The sequence below is a fragment of the Rhizobacter sp. genome (genome assembly GCF_031412075.1).
Classification (GTDB): Bacteria; Pseudomonadota; Gammaproteobacteria; order Burkholderiales; family Burkholderiaceae_C; genus Rhizobacter.
This window is the reverse complement of the sequence record NZ_JANOCG010000037.1, coordinates 1-14,026: the sequence shown is the minus strand read 5'-3', so window position 1 is coordinate 14,026 and position 14,026 is coordinate 1. Positions and strand designations below refer to the sequence as shown.

Genomic DNA, 14,026 nt, shown 5'->3' with positions numbered 1-14,026 from the left:
ATCCATCAGCCGAGGTGGCACGGTGGTCGGCCAGAAGTAAAAGATCGCAAGACCGGTCACGCACAACGCGCCGGCCCACAGCCCATAGACCACGAGTCTGAGGAAGCTTCGTTGAAGCGCTGGTGCGATGCCCAGGTACAGCCACAGCGTGAGGTAGGGCCACAGGGCGGCCGGCTGGAAGCCGATCCACTGGTCGACCACGGTCAGCGGCATGGCCGTGGCCGGGTAGACCGGGTTGCGCAGCGTGTGGAAGTAGCCGATGAAAAACAACCAGGCGAAGGCGGTGATGCCCACGGTCTTGATGACGAAGCAGTAGCGCATGCGAGACCACAGCTCGGCACGCCAGGTCGTGGTCGCCACCGGGCTGTTCATGCCTGGAAGGGCGGGCGGTGCAAGGCCCGCTTGAGCAGCAGGCTGGGCAGGCGAAGCACGAACTCGACCATCAGGCGAAAGTGCATCCAGCTCAGCAACACGTTGTCGCGGCCATAACGAAAGTGCGACACACCACCTTCTTCGGCCGACAGGTATTTCACCGGTGCCGCCACGTTGAGCGGCTTGACGCCGCGCCACGCCAGGCGCACCACCGCCTCGGTGTCGAAGTCGAAGCGGCGCATCCAGGGCTGGCCGCGCATCACGGCGATGAGGTCGGCCACCGGGTAGACGCGAAAACCGTAGAGCGAATCGTCGATGCCGGCGCCGAGCGTCTCCAGATTCGTCCACCAGTTGGAGACCCGGCGGCCACGCACACGCAGCAAAGGCGCCGAGGCGTCGAACACCGGCCGCCCGAGCACCATGGCCTCGGGCCGCTGCTGCGAGGCCCGCATGAAGGCGGGGATCAGGTCGGCCGGGTGCTGGCCGTCGGAGTCCATGGTCAGCGCGTGGGTGAAGCCGGCTGCGCGTGCGGCCTGCAGGCCATGCAGCACCGCCGCGCCCTTGCCGCTGTTGACGGGCAGCTCGATCAGTTGGAGCCCGGGGTCGGCGGCGGCCAGGGCGCGCAAACCTTCGGGGGTGCCGTCGGTGCTGCCGTCGGTGACGACCCAGACGGGGTTCCAGTACGCGCGCGCCGCACGCACGGTGTCGTAGACCTGCGGCCCGGTGTTGTAGCTCGGGATCAGCAGCAGGTGCGTGGTCGACGCAGTCGGCGCAGCGCTCATCTCTTGCTCAGCTCGCCGGCGAAGTAGGCCTCGAGCCGCAGCAACAGGCCCTTGTGGTCGGCTTCGTGCGCAAAACGCTGGCCCAGGCGCACCCGGAACACCATCGGGAAGTGCGGCGGCCGCCAGATCGGCCAGCCCTTGCCGAGGTAGGGCGACTCGGCTTCGATGATGACGGTCTGGATCGGTACCTTGGCCATGTGGGCGATCAGCGTCATGCCGGGCAGGAACTTGTTGACCGGCGGTGTGATGGTGCGTGTGCCCTCGGGGAACATCAGCAACTGGCCGCCCTCGCGCAGGTCACGCACGGCGCCTCGCACCATGCCGCTGGGCGGCGAGTTGCGGATGTAGCGCGCCAGGCGGGCGCCGGCGCCGAGGAAGGGGTTGTACATGAGGCTGGTGCGCATGATGCACACGCCGCGTGGCACCTTGGCGATGATCAGCAGCGCGTCGAGCGCGCTCGGGTGGTTGCCCGCGATGATGAGGCCGGCGTCTTGGTTGAGCACGTCGAGCTCGCCGTAGTCGAGGCGCATCACGCCGGTCAACACCAGGTAGCCCCAGAAGAAGCGGTAACCCGAGGAGATCGCGGAACGGCCAATCACAATCGCACGCCGGCGGGGCAACACCGGGTAGAGCGCGTAGGAGAGGAGATTCCAGGCCAGCGAGAAGATGCCCAGGCCGAGCAGGGCCAGGTAGAAGAAGACGCCGGCGATGAGTTGTCTCAACAGCTTCACGGCGAGGCTCAGTCGTGGCTGGCGACGGTTTGTGACGAGGTGGTGAGCACCCACGATACGGCGAAACCGACCGTCAGGCCTGAGTTGCGGCGTACCAGCGGGCTGTCTTGGTAGACCGCGCCGTGCAGGCTTTCATGGCGCACGAAGCCGGCCAGCCACAGGGGGCCCCAGCGGCGCGAGGTGGAGGCGACGGTCTGCCAACCGGCATAGCCGCCACGCGCTTCGTAGGCGGGTCGCTCTGCAGTGGCGTAGGCCGGATCGACCTGGTAGTAGGGCGCGTGGTAGCGACGGTTGGCAAACAGCGGCCCGGTGAGCAGGCCGATGTTCCAGTTGGAGAGGGTGCCGGCGCGGATGTCGAGGTTGATGTTGGGCGAGAAGGTGGCGCCCACATAACGCGGCGAACGCTCCAGCGAGACCGCCGCGCGCAGCGGCAGGCGCAGGTCGAGCGTCCAGCGCTCGCGGGCCGATTCGGCCAGCACGATGTTCAGGTTGGGCCCCACTTCGACGCTGCCCGGCAGGTCGGGCATGCCTTGGCGGGCCTCGTTGTCGTTGCGGATGGGGGCCGAGGCACCGAAGCTCAGGTCGAGTTCGACCTCGCGCGTGTCGAGCAGCATGGCCCGCGTGCCCTTGCGGTCGGACTTCAGCCACGTGCCGCGGTACACGATGTACGGAAACGGCAGCAGGTAGGCGTGGCTCTGGTCGGAGCCACGGTAGTGAGGCAGGCTCAGGCCCGACAGGCCCAGGCCCAGCTCCCACAGCGGTTGTTGCGGTTGCGGGATGGGCGCGGTGATGGCGGGGGCTGCGGGAGGCGTGGGCTCGACCGGGGTCTCGGTGGCCGCCACGGCACCGGCGCAGGTTGCCAGCAACAGCGCGGCAAGGTGGGGGTGCTTCACGCCATGCTCCGTGCGCTGGCAAAACCGTGGGCTTCGATCTCGACCAGCAGCTCGGCGCGGCAGATGTCGGCGTTGAGGTAGCTCGCTTCGCGAGCCGCGTGGCTGCTTGCACCGATGGCACTTTCGAACACCTCGCGCACGCTCGGCAGGTCTTCACAGTGGCGCACGTAGACGGTGTAGAACATCTCGCCGGCCGGGAAGGCAAACCCACCGCGGGCCTCGGCCGCTTCTCGCACGGCGGTGATGTTGGCGAGGCTCTCTTCGGTCTGCCGGCGCACGTCGCCCGGGTGCAGGCTCTGGTGGCCAACGATGCTGGCGGTGCCCGAGATGAAGAGCGCGGCGCGGCCGCCGCCCACGTCGGCCAAGGCGGCGCGCGAAAACGTCGGTGCGCGCGGACCGTAGGTGTCGGGGTAGCGGTAGGCGCTCACCTGGCGCGGGTTTTCGATCGGAAGCGGAGCCTGACGGCCGGCCAGAAAGTAGACCCGCAGCGGCCCGCCGTGCGTGCCCAGCGCGCAGGCGGCGGGTGAGCCATCAAAGGCGCTGCGCTGCGCGTCGATGAACGCCTGCTGGCGCCCGGCGTTGAACTGCCGGTAACGCTCGGTGCCGCCGGCGTCGGCGTTGATGTGGGCGAAGTAGTTCCACACCCGCAGCAACTGGGTGCACGGGCTGGCAGCGAGCACGGCAAACACGTCTGCGTAGGCCTGGTGCGCAGCGGCCTGCATGCCCAGGCCGCTGTCGTCGATCTCGGCGTAGCCGTGCAGCCAGTGGCCATCGGTCACGAAGTGCACGCAGCCGTGTTGTTGCGCTTGCGGCGCGGTGCTGGACGTCCAGGCGTCGAGCACGCTGTCGCCACCGGCCATCAGCGGGGCTTGCAATGCGGAAGCAGCCATGCCGACCCAGCGGCCACCCAGCAAACGCGGCGGCACAAGGCCGTTGCTCGGCCGAAGCCGTTGGAACGTCAGGGGGGCGAGGGCGGTGAGGGTGAAGGGCAACGAAGCAAGATCAGTGGAGGCAGGCGATTTCATGCAACTGATTCGGTACTTCGGGCAGGCGGAGAGGGGGGCGGGGGCGAGCGTGATGCCGGTGTGACGGGCCTGCTGCGAAAAGCCGCAATTGTATCGCCAGCCCCTCGTGTGGCCGCCTTGCGCACCTCCCACGAAATGGTGATTCAGGCCGAACGAAACACCAGTTGTTTCATCTTCACGAGCAGGGGCGACACCATCGGCGTGGTGAGCATGGTGCTGGCCACCGCCATCAGCAGCAAGGCGGTGAAGGTTTCGTCGGTGATCACGCCCTTGTCGAGCAGCACGTTGGCAAAAATGATCATCACCAGGCCCTTGGTCTGCAAGAACCAGCCGATCAGCGCGCCCTCGCCCGGCTGCCACTTCAGGATCTTGCCGGCCAGATGGGTGGCGACCAGCTTGCCCACCACGGCCGCCAGCAGCATCGCGCCCGCCGCGATGAACACCGAAGCCCCGCCCACCTGCCAGTTGGTGCGCAAGCCGGTGCTCAGGAAGTACACCGGCGCGGCCACCAGCAGCACGTTGTGGCGCAAGGCGTCGAGGTGCTTCTGGTCGAACCAGTGGGCGTCGATGATGGCGCCCGCCAGAAAGGCACCGACGATGAAGTGCAGCCCGCACCAGTCGGCGCCCAATCCGCACAGGGCCAGCCAGATGATGCCGACGTACCAGCGGTCGCGCTCGGGAATGCGCTGCATCAGCTGGCGGAACAACCAACCGAAGACGGCGAACGCGAGCAAGAAGGCGAGCTGCTTGCCGACCCGGTCCCAGTCCATCAGGATGGCGGCGAGCACGGCCCAGATGGCGATGTCGTCGACGCTCGAATAACGCAGGATGCGCTGGCCGATGGGCTGGCGCAGCACGTCGAGCTTTTCCATCAGCAAGATCAGCACCGGCAGCGCCGTCACCGCACACGCCATGCCCACGCCGACCACGAACTGCCAGCCGGTGGCCTTGGGGCCGATCCAGCCCGGCGACATCAACATCGCCGCTGCCACGCCGCTGCCCAGCAGCAGCGGCACGCTCAACGCCAGGCCGGCGGTGATGCCGCTCTCGCGCCGGTGCGCCCAGGCTTGTTTCAGGTCGAGCTCGATGCCGGCGATCCACACGAACAACATCACCGCCCACCACGCAATGCCGTTGAGCGACTGGATCACCGGCGGGCTGAACACGAAGGTGTGGAACTCGGGGTACGCCGCGCCCAGGATGCCGGGGCCGAGCAAGATGCCCGCCACCGTCTGCACCACCACCAGCGGCGCGACATAGTCGGTGCGAAAGAGGCGCCAGAACAGATAGGGCACGCTGAAGATGATCAGCATCGCGATCAGGAAAACCTCGGTGGTGCTCATGGAAAGACGTGGGGGCTGGAAGGCGGCGGGCAGTGTGCCACGAGCCCTCAGGCGCGCAGCACCGACAGGCCCAGCTTCTCGAATGCCGCCGTTATGCGCTTGGGCACGCTGCGCTCCACGATCACCCCGGTCGCGGCGTGGCAGGGCGCAATCACACAGTGCGAGGCCGCGTTGAGCTTCTCGCTCGACGCCAGCACCCAGGTCTCGGCGGCTTGCGCCATCAGCGCGCGTTTGATGTGGGCTTCTTCGAGGTCGCCGGTGGTCAGGCCGGTCTGCGGGTGCAGGCCGGTCACGCCCATGAAGTAGGTGTCGGCGTGCACCTGCTGGATGCTTTCGAGCGCCGCGGCGCCCACCGCCACCACCGAGTGTTTGAACAAGCGCCCGCCGATCAGCACCACCTCGACCCGCGGGTGCGCCACCAGCGCCAGTGCGATGGTCGGGCTGTGGGTCACCACGGTGGCGGCCAGTGTGTGCGGCAGCTGCAGGGCGAGCTGCTCGCAGCTGGTGCCGCCGTCCAGAAACACCACCTGACCCGGCTTCACCATCGCAGCGGCGGCGTGGCCGATGGCGCGTTTGCCTTCGGGCTCCAGCTGCGTGCGCGCCGCAAAGTTGCCCACCGCCGGCGAGGACGGCAGCGCCCCGCCGTGGACCCGCTGCAGCAGGCCCTCGGCCGCCAGCGCGCGCAGGTCGCGGCGAATGGTGTCTTCCGACAGGCCCCATTCCTCGCTCAGCGCCTTGGCCACGATCTCGCCGCCCGATTGCAGCCGCTGGAGGATGAGTTGTTTGCGTTGTTGGGTGAGCATGCTTGCACGAATTATCTTGATATTGCACGAAGTTGCACGATAACATGGCTGCCCGACATGGAGCCCCGCATGGAAAACCGCATCCGCATCATCGACTCGGAGGTGCTGTCCGACGACTGGTACCTGCTGAAGAAAACCACCTTCGACTACCAGCGCCGCGACGGCCAATGGCAACGCCAGAGCCGCGAGACCTACGACCGTGGCAACGGCGCGACCATCCTGCTCTACAACCGCGAGCGCAAGACGGTGGTGCTCACGCGCCAGTTCCGCTTCCCGGCGTTTGTGAACGGCACGCCCGATGGCCTGCTGATCGAAGCCTGCGCCGGCCTGCTCGATCAGGACGACCCGGCCACCTGCATCAAGCGCGAAACCGAAGAAGAAACCGGCTACCGCGTCAACGACGTGCGCAAGGTCTTCGAGGCCTACATGAGCCCGGGCTCGGTGACCGAGCGGCTGTTCTTCTTTGTGGGCGCCTACGAGCCGCGCCACAAGGTGTCGGCGGGCGGCGGCGAGGCCCACGAAGGCGAAGACATCGAGGTGCTGGAGCCCACGCTCGACGAAGCACTCGCCATGGTCGAGCGCGGCGAAATCCGCGATGGCAAGACCATCATGCTGCTGCAACACGCCAAGCTGAACCGCCTGCTCGATTGACCCCGGGCGCGGCTTTGACGCTTGCGGCTTCGATGGTCAGTCTCGTTAAACTGCCGCGATCCAATCGCGACACAGGAATGACGGCCATGGCATCTCAGCAATTTGTTGGCACCCGCCCCGACGTGGTGGTCATCGGCGGTGGCCCGGCCGGCGCCACGGCCGCCGCGCTCCTGGCCGAGAAGGGGCACGATGTGGTGCTGTTCGAGAAGGCCCAGCACCCGCGCTTTCACATCGGCGAGTCGCTGCTGCCGATGAACATGCCGCTGTTCGACCGGCTCGGTGTGCGCGCCGAGGTCGAGGCCATGGGCATCGCCAAGCTGGGTGCCGAGTTCGTGTCGCCGTGGCACGAGCACACCAGCCGCTTCTTCTTTGCCGAAGCGATGGACAAGTCGTTTCCCTACGCGGTGCATGTGCGGCGCTCCGAGTTCGATGAGCTGCTGTTCCGCCACGCCGCCAAGCTCGGCGCGCGCACCTTGGAGAACCAGCGCGTGATGCATGTCGACATGGACGCCGCCAAAAGCGGCGACATGCGCGCGGTGGTGAAGGTGAAAGACGCGCAAGGCGTCGAGACCGTCTGGCAACCGCGCTTCGTGATCGACGCGAGCGGGCGCGACACGCTGTTGTCGAACCAGTTCGACGCCAAGCAACGCAACCGCCGTCACGCCAGCGCCGCCCTGTTCGGCCACTTCGAAGGTGCGCAGCGTGCGCCGGGCCGGCTGGAGGGCAGCATCTCGCTGTTCTGGTTCGACCACGGCTGGTTCTGGTACATCCCTTTGCGCGACGGCACCACCAGCGTGGGCGCGGTGGCCCACCCGGGTTACTTCAAGGACAACCGCAAGGGCGCAAGCCTCGACGACTTCTTGATGCAGACCATCGCGCTGGCACCCAAGCTCGCCGAGCGATTGAAGGATGCGCGCATGGTGGAGCCGGCCACCACCACCGGCAACTACGCCTACGACTCCAAGTTCTGTCGCGGCGAGCGCTTCGTGATGGTCGGCGACGCCTTTGCCTTCGTTGACCCGATGTTTTCGTCGGGTGTGTTCCTCGCGATGAACAGCGCCTTCGAGAGCGCTGCCGGTGTCGACTTGTGGCTCAAGGGCGAGGCGCGTGCGGCGGAGAAGCAGTTTCGCCACTTCGAGCGCGTGATGAAACACGGGCCGAAGATGTTCTCGTGGTTCATCTACCGCATCACCTCGCCGGCCATCCGCAAGATTTTCATGGAGCCGCGCAATGTGTGGCGCATGCAAGAGGCGCTGCTGTCCATCCTGGCGGGTGACCTGTTCCGTGGCACGCCGATCGGCCCGCGCTTGTTGGGCTTCAAGTTCATCTACTACATGTCGTGCATCAGCCTCTTTCCCCAGGCCGTCAAGACCTGGGCCTGGCGCCGTGCCAACGTGAAGCGGGCGGCCGAAGAGAAGCTCACCGGTGCCGTCTACCTGCAAGACCAGGGCGTGCGTTCCGAATCGGCCTGAGCCGGCGGCTCAGAGGTCTCGCGCCCCTGCGCCGCTGCGGATGCAGCCGGCCGAGAGTGGGCGATGTGAAGAAGCCCACTCGCGCCAGCCCAACTTCTTTACTTCGGCGGTGGTCGGCCCTTTAGGCCGGGCCTTCGTTGAAGAGGCACGTGCATCACCTCGATGCGCGCAAAACGCCCAAGGAGTTCCATCATGCTGAACCTCAAGACCCTCGTTTTTGGTGCCCTGCTTGCTGCCGCCTCGGTGGGCGCGACGGCGCAGCCGATGGCACGCCATGCCGCCGATCCCATCGACGTGCGCCAGGCTCGCCAGGCTGCGCGCATTGATGCCGCGTTGCACGAAGGCCGTCTGAGCCGCCGCGAGTTCCGCGCCCTGAAGCGCGAGCAGGCGGAGATCCGCCGCTACGAGGCGCTGGCCAAGGCCGATGGTTTTGTCACTCGCCGGGAGTACCGCGAGCTGCAACTGATGCTCGACCGCGCGAGCCAGCACATTCGCGGCAGCTGATGCTTCGCCGAGGGGCACCCACCCCTCACGCACGACGTTAAAGCACAACGCGCATCGCGTGCGTTTGCGTGGGCTCGCTCGTAGACTCCCCGGAGTGTGATTCCAACAACCCCGAGGGAGAGAACCGTGCAGATCCGTTTTGTCATTCCTGTGATTCTTCTGGTGGCCAGCAGCCTGGCGCATGCGCAATCGGCGCCGGCTGGCAAGACACCCGAGCAGCTGGCGGCCGAGCTGAAATGGCTCAAGCCGGGCGAGGTGGGGCGCATCGGCGACAAGGCGGAGTTCAAGGTCCAGGAGGGCTACAGCTTCCTCGACAACAAGGACACTGACACCTTCTTGAAGCTGAACGGAAACTTGCCGCCCGGCAACGCCTACACCATCGCCTCGGAGAAGAACCGCTGGTTCGGTGTGCTGTCGTTCTCCGATGACGGCTACATCAAGGACGACGAGAAGATCGACGCCGATGCCCTGCTCAAGACGCTCAAGGAGCGCAACGTGGCGGGCAACGAAGAAAAGCGCAAACAAGGTGTGCCCACGCTGACGCTCGAGGGCTGGTCCTTCGCGCCGCGCTACGACACCGAGAACAAGCGCCTGGAGTGGGGCACCCGCCTGCGCGCGCAAGACAACAACCAAGAGGTCGTCAACGTGTCGACCAAGATCCTCGGCCGCAGCGGCTACATGAATGCGGTGCTGGTGACCGAGCCCGGCACCTTGGACCGTGACCTCGCCGACTTCAAGGTCGCGCTGAAAAACTTCGACTACGTGAGCGGCGAGAAGTACAGCGAGTGGAAGCAGGGCGACAAGGTCGCAGCCTTCGGCCTGGGTGCGCTGGTGCTGGGCGGCGCTGCGGCGGTGGCCACGAGCAAGGGCGGGTTCAAGATGGTCTTACTGGCGATCGCCGCGGGTGCAGCGGCGCTGTGGGGCGGCTTCAAGAAATTCTTCGGCCGCAAGTAAGCGCACGTGGTTCCCGAGATCGTTTTGTTCTGGGCCGTGGCGGCGGGTTTTCTGATCGTCGACAACCTGAGGCTGATTCCGGCGGGTGGCGACTACCTGCGCTTCGGGCGCCGGGGTGCGTTGCGTTACGAGCCCGGCGGCCGGCTGGAGGCACGCGGGCGCGATCTCATCTTTCTCAATCCGTTGAACCTGTTTCACCGCGCGGCGCTGACGAGCTCGGTGCTGGGCCGGCTGGAGCCGAAGCAGCTGCGTGCGGCGCGGCGGATGGTGCGTTCCGCCGTGCCCACGCTCAACCTGCTGTCGTGGCTCGGCACGCTCTATCTGGTGGTGGCCGTGGCCTTGGCCAGCCTGTCGATGCAGTTCAGCTTTGCGCTCGTGCTGGCCTCGTTTCTGGGCCTGCACCTGCTGTTCTGGGCGTTGAGCGCGGCGGTGGTGGTGGTGCGCAGAAAGCGGCTGGCGCTCACCGGCCAGCAGGTCGCCGTGTTCGTGGCCGAAGGCTTCTTCGTGCCGGCCTACACCATCAACCTGGGCAAGCGTCTGTGGTTCAAGCACACGCTGGACCTGCCCGCCATGACGCTCGGCCTGTGGAAGGCCAAGTCACTGCGCGACGAACACGCCAGGGAGCTGTTCGTGCACCAGCTGGGCCAGCGGCTCGACCTGCTGGAGATCGCGCTGCCCGACGGAGACGCAACGCCCTTGCGGCCCCTGATCAGCGAGGCGCGAGCATGTTTGACGACCTGAGTGCCTTCGACCTGGTGTTCCTCTTCGGGGCGCTTGCCTTCGGATTCGGCGTGGTCAAGTTCATGATGTCGGTGAACAAACCCCCCGACTCGCCGCAGCCGCCCGACGGGCCGCCCTCAGCCCCACCGGCTCACTGAAATGCGACTTCGGCAAAGCTGCGCAGCTTGCGGCTGTGCAGCTGGTCGACACCTTGTTCACGCAGCAGCTCCATCGCGCGGATGCCGATGCGCAAATGCTGGTCGACCCGCTCGCGGTAGAAGTGGTTGGCCATGCCGGGCAGCTTGATCTCGCCGTGCAGCGGTTTGTCGCTCACACACAGCAAGGTGCCGTAGGGCACGCGGAAACGAAAGCCGTTGGCCGCGATGGTCGCGCTTTCCATGTCGAGCGCGATCGCGCGCGACTGCGAGAAGCGCCGCTCCGGCGTGCTGTACTGGTGATGAAAGGGCAGCAGCTCCCAGTTGCGGTTGTCGGTGCTCGCCACCGTGCCGGTGCGCATCACGCGCTTCAGCTCGTAGCCCTGCAGTTGCGTGATCTCGGCCACCGCCGATTCGAGCGCGACCTGCACCTCGGCCAGCGGCGGGATCGGCACCCACAGCGGCAGGTCTTCGTCGAGCACGTGGTCTTCACGCACATAACCGTGGGCCAGCACGTAGTCGCCCAGGGCCTGCGTGTTGCGCAGGCCCGCGCAGTGGCCGAGCATGACCCAGGCGTGCGGGCGCAGCACCGCAATGTGGTCGGTGATGGTCTTGGCATTGGCCGGGCCGACGCCGATGTTGACCATGGTGATGCCGGTGCGGTCTTTGCGCGCCAGGTGGTAGGCCGGCATCTGCGGCAGGCGCGGTGGCGCCACGCCAAGGTCGTCGCCCGGCTGCGGCGGGGCGCCGCGCTGGCGCTCGACCACGTTGCCCGGTTGCACGAAGGCGGCATAACCGCTGGCCGGGTCGGCCATCATCTCGTGGCCGAGCTGGATGAACTCGTCGATGTAGAACTGGTAGTTGGTGAAGAGCACGAAGTTCTGGAAGTGCTCGGGCGCGGTGCCGGTGTAATGGCGCAGGCGGTGCAGCGAGTAGTCGACGCGCGGCGCGGTGAACAGCGACAGCGGGTGGCGCGCGTGGCCGTCGGCGCCGATGGGCGGCTCGTGGGTGCCGTTGGCGATGCCGTCGTCCATGGCCGACAGGTCGGGCAGGTCGAACTGGTCGCGCAGCAGCAGGCGGCGCGCGGGCGGCATGCTGCCTTCGAGGTGGTCGTGTTCGCCAAGCGAGAAGTGCACCGGAATCGGCTGCGTGGACAGGCCCACTTCGAGCGAGACGCCGTGGTTCTTGAGCAGCAGCGAAAACTGCTCCAGGTAGTAGTCGCCAAACAGGTCGGGGCGTGTCAGCGTGGTTTCATAGGTGCCGGGGCCGGCCACGAAGCCATAGGCCAGGCGCGAGTCGGCGCGGGCGACGGTGTCGGTGTGCACTCGCAGGTAGGGGGAGCAGGCGCGCACGTGCTGGCCGAGTGCCTCGCCGGCCACGAAGCGCTGCAGGCTGTCGCGCAGGTGGGCGATGCCGCTGTTGTAGATGGTGGTCGCATGGGCCAGGGCGGCGGCGGCGTCGCTGAACGACCGGGCGTTGATCAGCGTGGTGGGTTGGGTTGTCGGTGACATGGGCACATTGTGCGTCCATGGCATGTCACCACTTTTCAAGCGCCCGGGTCCGGCCTTTACTTCAACGGCGCAAACAACACGCTCAGGCGGTCGACGCTGCCCTCGATCCGCTCAAGCTGCGGGTAACGCAGGCCGCCGCGCCAGCTGACGGGCACCGTGCGGTACCGGTCGCCCACCTTCACCAGCAGCTCGATCTTGCCGGCGCTTTTGTCATCACCCTTGGCCGCGGTGATGGCGTCTTTCAGGCGTTCGGCCTTGTAGCTGCGGCCGTTCACCGCCAGCAGCGTGGCGCCCGAGGTGAGCCCTGCCTGGAAGGCCGGGCTGCCCCACACCACGCGGGTGAGCTTGCCCTCCTTGCCCACCATCAGGCCGAGCGAGTAGTTGAAGTCGGCGGCTTCGTCGTAGGCCTCCTGGGCTTTCACGTACTCGCTGGGCTTGTCGCTCCAGCCGAGCTTCCAGCCCGATTGGGTGATGCCGGCCAGGGGCGCGCGTGGCTCGTGCGTGTCGAGCCGCTCGCGCAGGAAGCGGGCCCAGTCGTGCGGCTGCACCCGGTTGAGCTCGCGCACCACGTCGTCCAGTTGGTAGAGCACCGGGCGCAGGTCGTGCGCCGCTCGCGTGGGCTCCACGCCGAAGAAGGCGCGCGCAAAGTCGTCGAGGGAACGGGTGCCGCCCGAGCGCTCGCGGATCAGCATGTCGGCTTCGAGCCAGATCAGTCGCGACTCGTCGTAGTAGTCAGCGCCACGCTGCCAGTCGCGCCAGTCGCGGCGCCAGCCCTGGGCCGACAGCAGCGGCTCGTTGGTGGTGTCTTGCAGGTTGCGCCACACCCGCCCGGCGCGCGCGTCGAGCCAGGCGGCCGTGGTGGCCAGGTCTTCGCGTGCGTCGAGCTGGCTGACCAGGCCCGAGCGGGCGGCGAGCACCGCACCCCAGTACTGCGTTTGCCCTTCGTAGACCCACAGCAGGCTGTTCTGCATCGGCGTGTTGAAGTGCGGCGTCCACAGGTCGGCAGGGCGGCGGAACTTGCCGTTCCAGGAGTGCGCGTATTCGTGCGCCAGCAGGTCGCGGCCGATCGAGCCCTTGGCCCAATCGGTGAAGTAGTTGCCCTTCACGCCGTTTTCGCTCGACTGGTGGTGCTCCAGGCCGATGCCGCTGAACTGGTCGCTCACGGCAAGCAGGAAGTCGTAGCGCGCAAAACGGCGCGGGCCGAACACACGGTCGGCTTGTGTGACGAGCGCGCGGTGTGCAGCCAGCTGCTCGGCGTTGACCTCGCCTTGTTTGGCGTCGTCGACCACCAGGTTCAGGAACACCGGCGGGCGGCCTGCTTCGCGTGCGCCAGGGTCGAGGTCGAGCTGCTGGTAGTGACGGCCGGCAAACAGCGGCGAGTCGACCAGGGTCTCCACGCTCACGGTTTGAAAGCTGACGCTCGCGCCCTTGCGTTCGGTGGCCGTGAGCGCACTCCCAAAGCCCCAACCCGCCGGCAGGGTGAGGCGGGGTTTCACGCTGATCTGGGTGGCCGCATGGCCGGCCGGGTAGAGCAGCACGTTGTTCCATTGCAGGCCGAGGATCTCGGGCGTGACGACCATGCGGCTGCTGCTCTTGTCGAGCGGGCTCAGGAACTGGAACTCGATCTGCAGCGTGTTCGCACCGGCCGGCAGCTCGACGTGGAAGGCGTGGCTGTCGAGCGTGTCGCGCTTCCATTCGAGCGGCTTGCCCTGCGCCGACATGCGCAGCCCCGCCAGCCGCGACACATTGCCGGTGGGCGAGTGGGTGCCCGGCAGCCAGCGCGGGTAGTACAGCGTCAGCGGCCCGGGTTTGACGGGCACGATCTGCTTGACGTTGAAGACCTTGTGGTCGAGGTCGGTGGCGTCGACATCGAGCGTCATCACGCCGGGGTACGGCGTGGTGCGAACCGGCGGCAGGGGTTGTGCCGCGAGGTGGGTGCAGGCCGCGATGCTGATGGCAGCGGCCCAGGTGCGCATGTGCGTGTGCATGGGTCTCCTTGTGGGGGAGCGCGCACGATACCGAGTGAAGGCCCACTTGTCACGGCGGTGTCAGGGCCGTTGCGGCGGCGCCGCTACAGTGCCGCAGGCCATCACCAACAAGATGCGCGCGG

General features: G+C 67.1%; 14 protein-coding genes and 1 pseudogene. 6 read left to right on the top strand and 9 right to left on the bottom strand.

Features of this window, described 5'->3' with window-relative positions:
* From RMO40_RS01290 to RMO40_RS01260, 7 genes and pseudogenes are all read right to left on the bottom strand, one after another.
* A pseudogene (locus tag RMO40_RS01290) lies at positions 1-372 on the bottom strand (phosphatase PAP2 family protein); the annotation flags it as partial.
* On the bottom strand, positions 369-1,154 hold the full coding sequence (locus RMO40_RS01285) for a glycosyltransferase family 2 protein (protein WP_309715196.1): 786 nt from the start codon (positions 1,152-1,154) through the stop codon (positions 369-371). The gene RMO40_RS01285 and the pseudogene RMO40_RS01290, both read right to left, overlap by 4 nt.
* The gene (locus RMO40_RS01280) at positions 1,151-1,885 is read right to left on the bottom strand and encodes a 1-acyl-sn-glycerol-3-phosphate acyltransferase (RefSeq protein WP_309715194.1); all 735 of its coding nucleotides are present in this window, start codon (positions 1,883-1,885) and stop codon (positions 1,151-1,153) included. Before RMO40_RS01280 ends, RMO40_RS01285 begins: the two co-directional genes overlap by 4 nt.
* An 8-nt stretch (positions 1,886-1,893) precedes the next feature.
* On the bottom strand, positions 1,894-2,778 hold the full coding sequence (locus RMO40_RS01275) for a MipA/OmpV family protein (protein ID WP_309715192.1): 885 nt from the start codon (positions 2,776-2,778) through the stop codon (positions 1,894-1,896).
* A complete protein-coding gene (locus RMO40_RS01270; protein ID WP_309715190.1) occupies positions 2,775-3,803 on the bottom strand; it encodes a chorismate transformation FkbO/Hyg5 family protein in 1,029 nt (342 codons plus the stop codon). Before RMO40_RS01270 ends, RMO40_RS01275 begins: the two co-directional genes overlap by 4 nt.
* A gap of 143 nt (positions 3,804-3,946) precedes the next feature.
* Positions 3,947-5,146, bottom strand: coding sequence for a cation:proton antiporter domain-containing protein (locus tag RMO40_RS01265; RefSeq protein ID WP_309715188.1), 1,200 nt, complete (start codon positions 5,144-5,146; stop codon positions 3,947-3,949).
* 47 nt (positions 5,147-5,193) lie between these two features.
* Positions 5,194-5,949 carry a DeoR family transcriptional regulator gene (locus tag RMO40_RS01260; protein ID WP_309715186.1) on the bottom strand — a complete coding sequence of 252 codons (756 nt, stop codon included), beginning with the start codon at positions 5,947-5,949 and terminating at the stop codon, positions 5,194-5,196.
* A 69-nt stretch (positions 5,950-6,018) separates the two neighbouring features.
* Here RMO40_RS01260 and nudK point away from each other — a divergent pair, with 69 nt between their 5' ends.
* From nudK to RMO40_RS01230, 6 genes are all read left to right on the top strand, one after another.
* Complete coding sequence (gene nudK, locus RMO40_RS01255) at positions 6,019-6,600, top strand: GDP-mannose pyrophosphatase NudK (RefSeq protein WP_309715184.1); 582 nt, start codon at positions 6,019-6,021, stop codon at positions 6,598-6,600.
* A gap of 86 nt (positions 6,601-6,686) precedes the next feature.
* The gene (locus RMO40_RS01250; RefSeq protein WP_309715182.1) at positions 6,687-8,072 is read left to right on the top strand and encodes an FAD-dependent oxidoreductase; all 1,386 of its coding nucleotides are present in this window, start codon (positions 6,687-6,689) and stop codon (positions 8,070-8,072) included.
* 192 nt (positions 8,073-8,264) lie between these two features.
* Positions 8,265-8,576: a hypothetical protein gene (locus RMO40_RS01245; protein WP_309715179.1), complete on the top strand. Its 312-nt coding sequence runs from the start codon at positions 8,265-8,267 to the stop codon at positions 8,574-8,576.
* Positions 8,577-8,702: 126 nt separating this feature from the next.
* Complete coding sequence (locus tag RMO40_RS01240; protein ID WP_309715177.1) at positions 8,703-9,530, top strand: DUF2167 domain-containing protein; 828 nt, start codon at positions 8,703-8,705, stop codon at positions 9,528-9,530.
* 6 nt (positions 9,531-9,536) lie between these two features.
* Entirely contained in the window at positions 9,537-10,271 is a 735-nt protein-coding gene (locus RMO40_RS01235) for a hypothetical protein (protein WP_309715175.1), read from the top strand.
* Positions 10,256-10,408: a hypothetical protein gene (locus RMO40_RS01230; RefSeq protein ID WP_309715173.1), complete on the top strand. Its 153-nt coding sequence runs from the start codon at positions 10,256-10,258 to the stop codon at positions 10,406-10,408. The genes RMO40_RS01235 and RMO40_RS01230 overlap by 16 nt, the downstream gene beginning before the upstream one ends.
* Here the strand turns inward: RMO40_RS01230 and RMO40_RS01225 are convergent.
* Both RMO40_RS01225 and RMO40_RS01220 read right to left on the bottom strand, forming a co-directional pair.
* Complete coding sequence (locus tag RMO40_RS01225) at positions 10,402-11,916, bottom strand: AMP nucleosidase (RefSeq protein WP_309715171.1); 1,515 nt, start codon at positions 11,914-11,916, stop codon at positions 10,402-10,404. The genes RMO40_RS01230 and RMO40_RS01225 overlap by 7 nt on opposite strands.
* Before the next feature lie 56 nt (positions 11,917-11,972).
* On the bottom strand, positions 11,973-13,904 hold the full coding sequence (locus RMO40_RS01220; protein ID WP_309715168.1) for a M61 family metallopeptidase: 1,932 nt from the start codon (positions 13,902-13,904) through the stop codon (positions 11,973-11,975).
* Positions 13,905-14,026 lie beyond the last annotated feature (122 nt).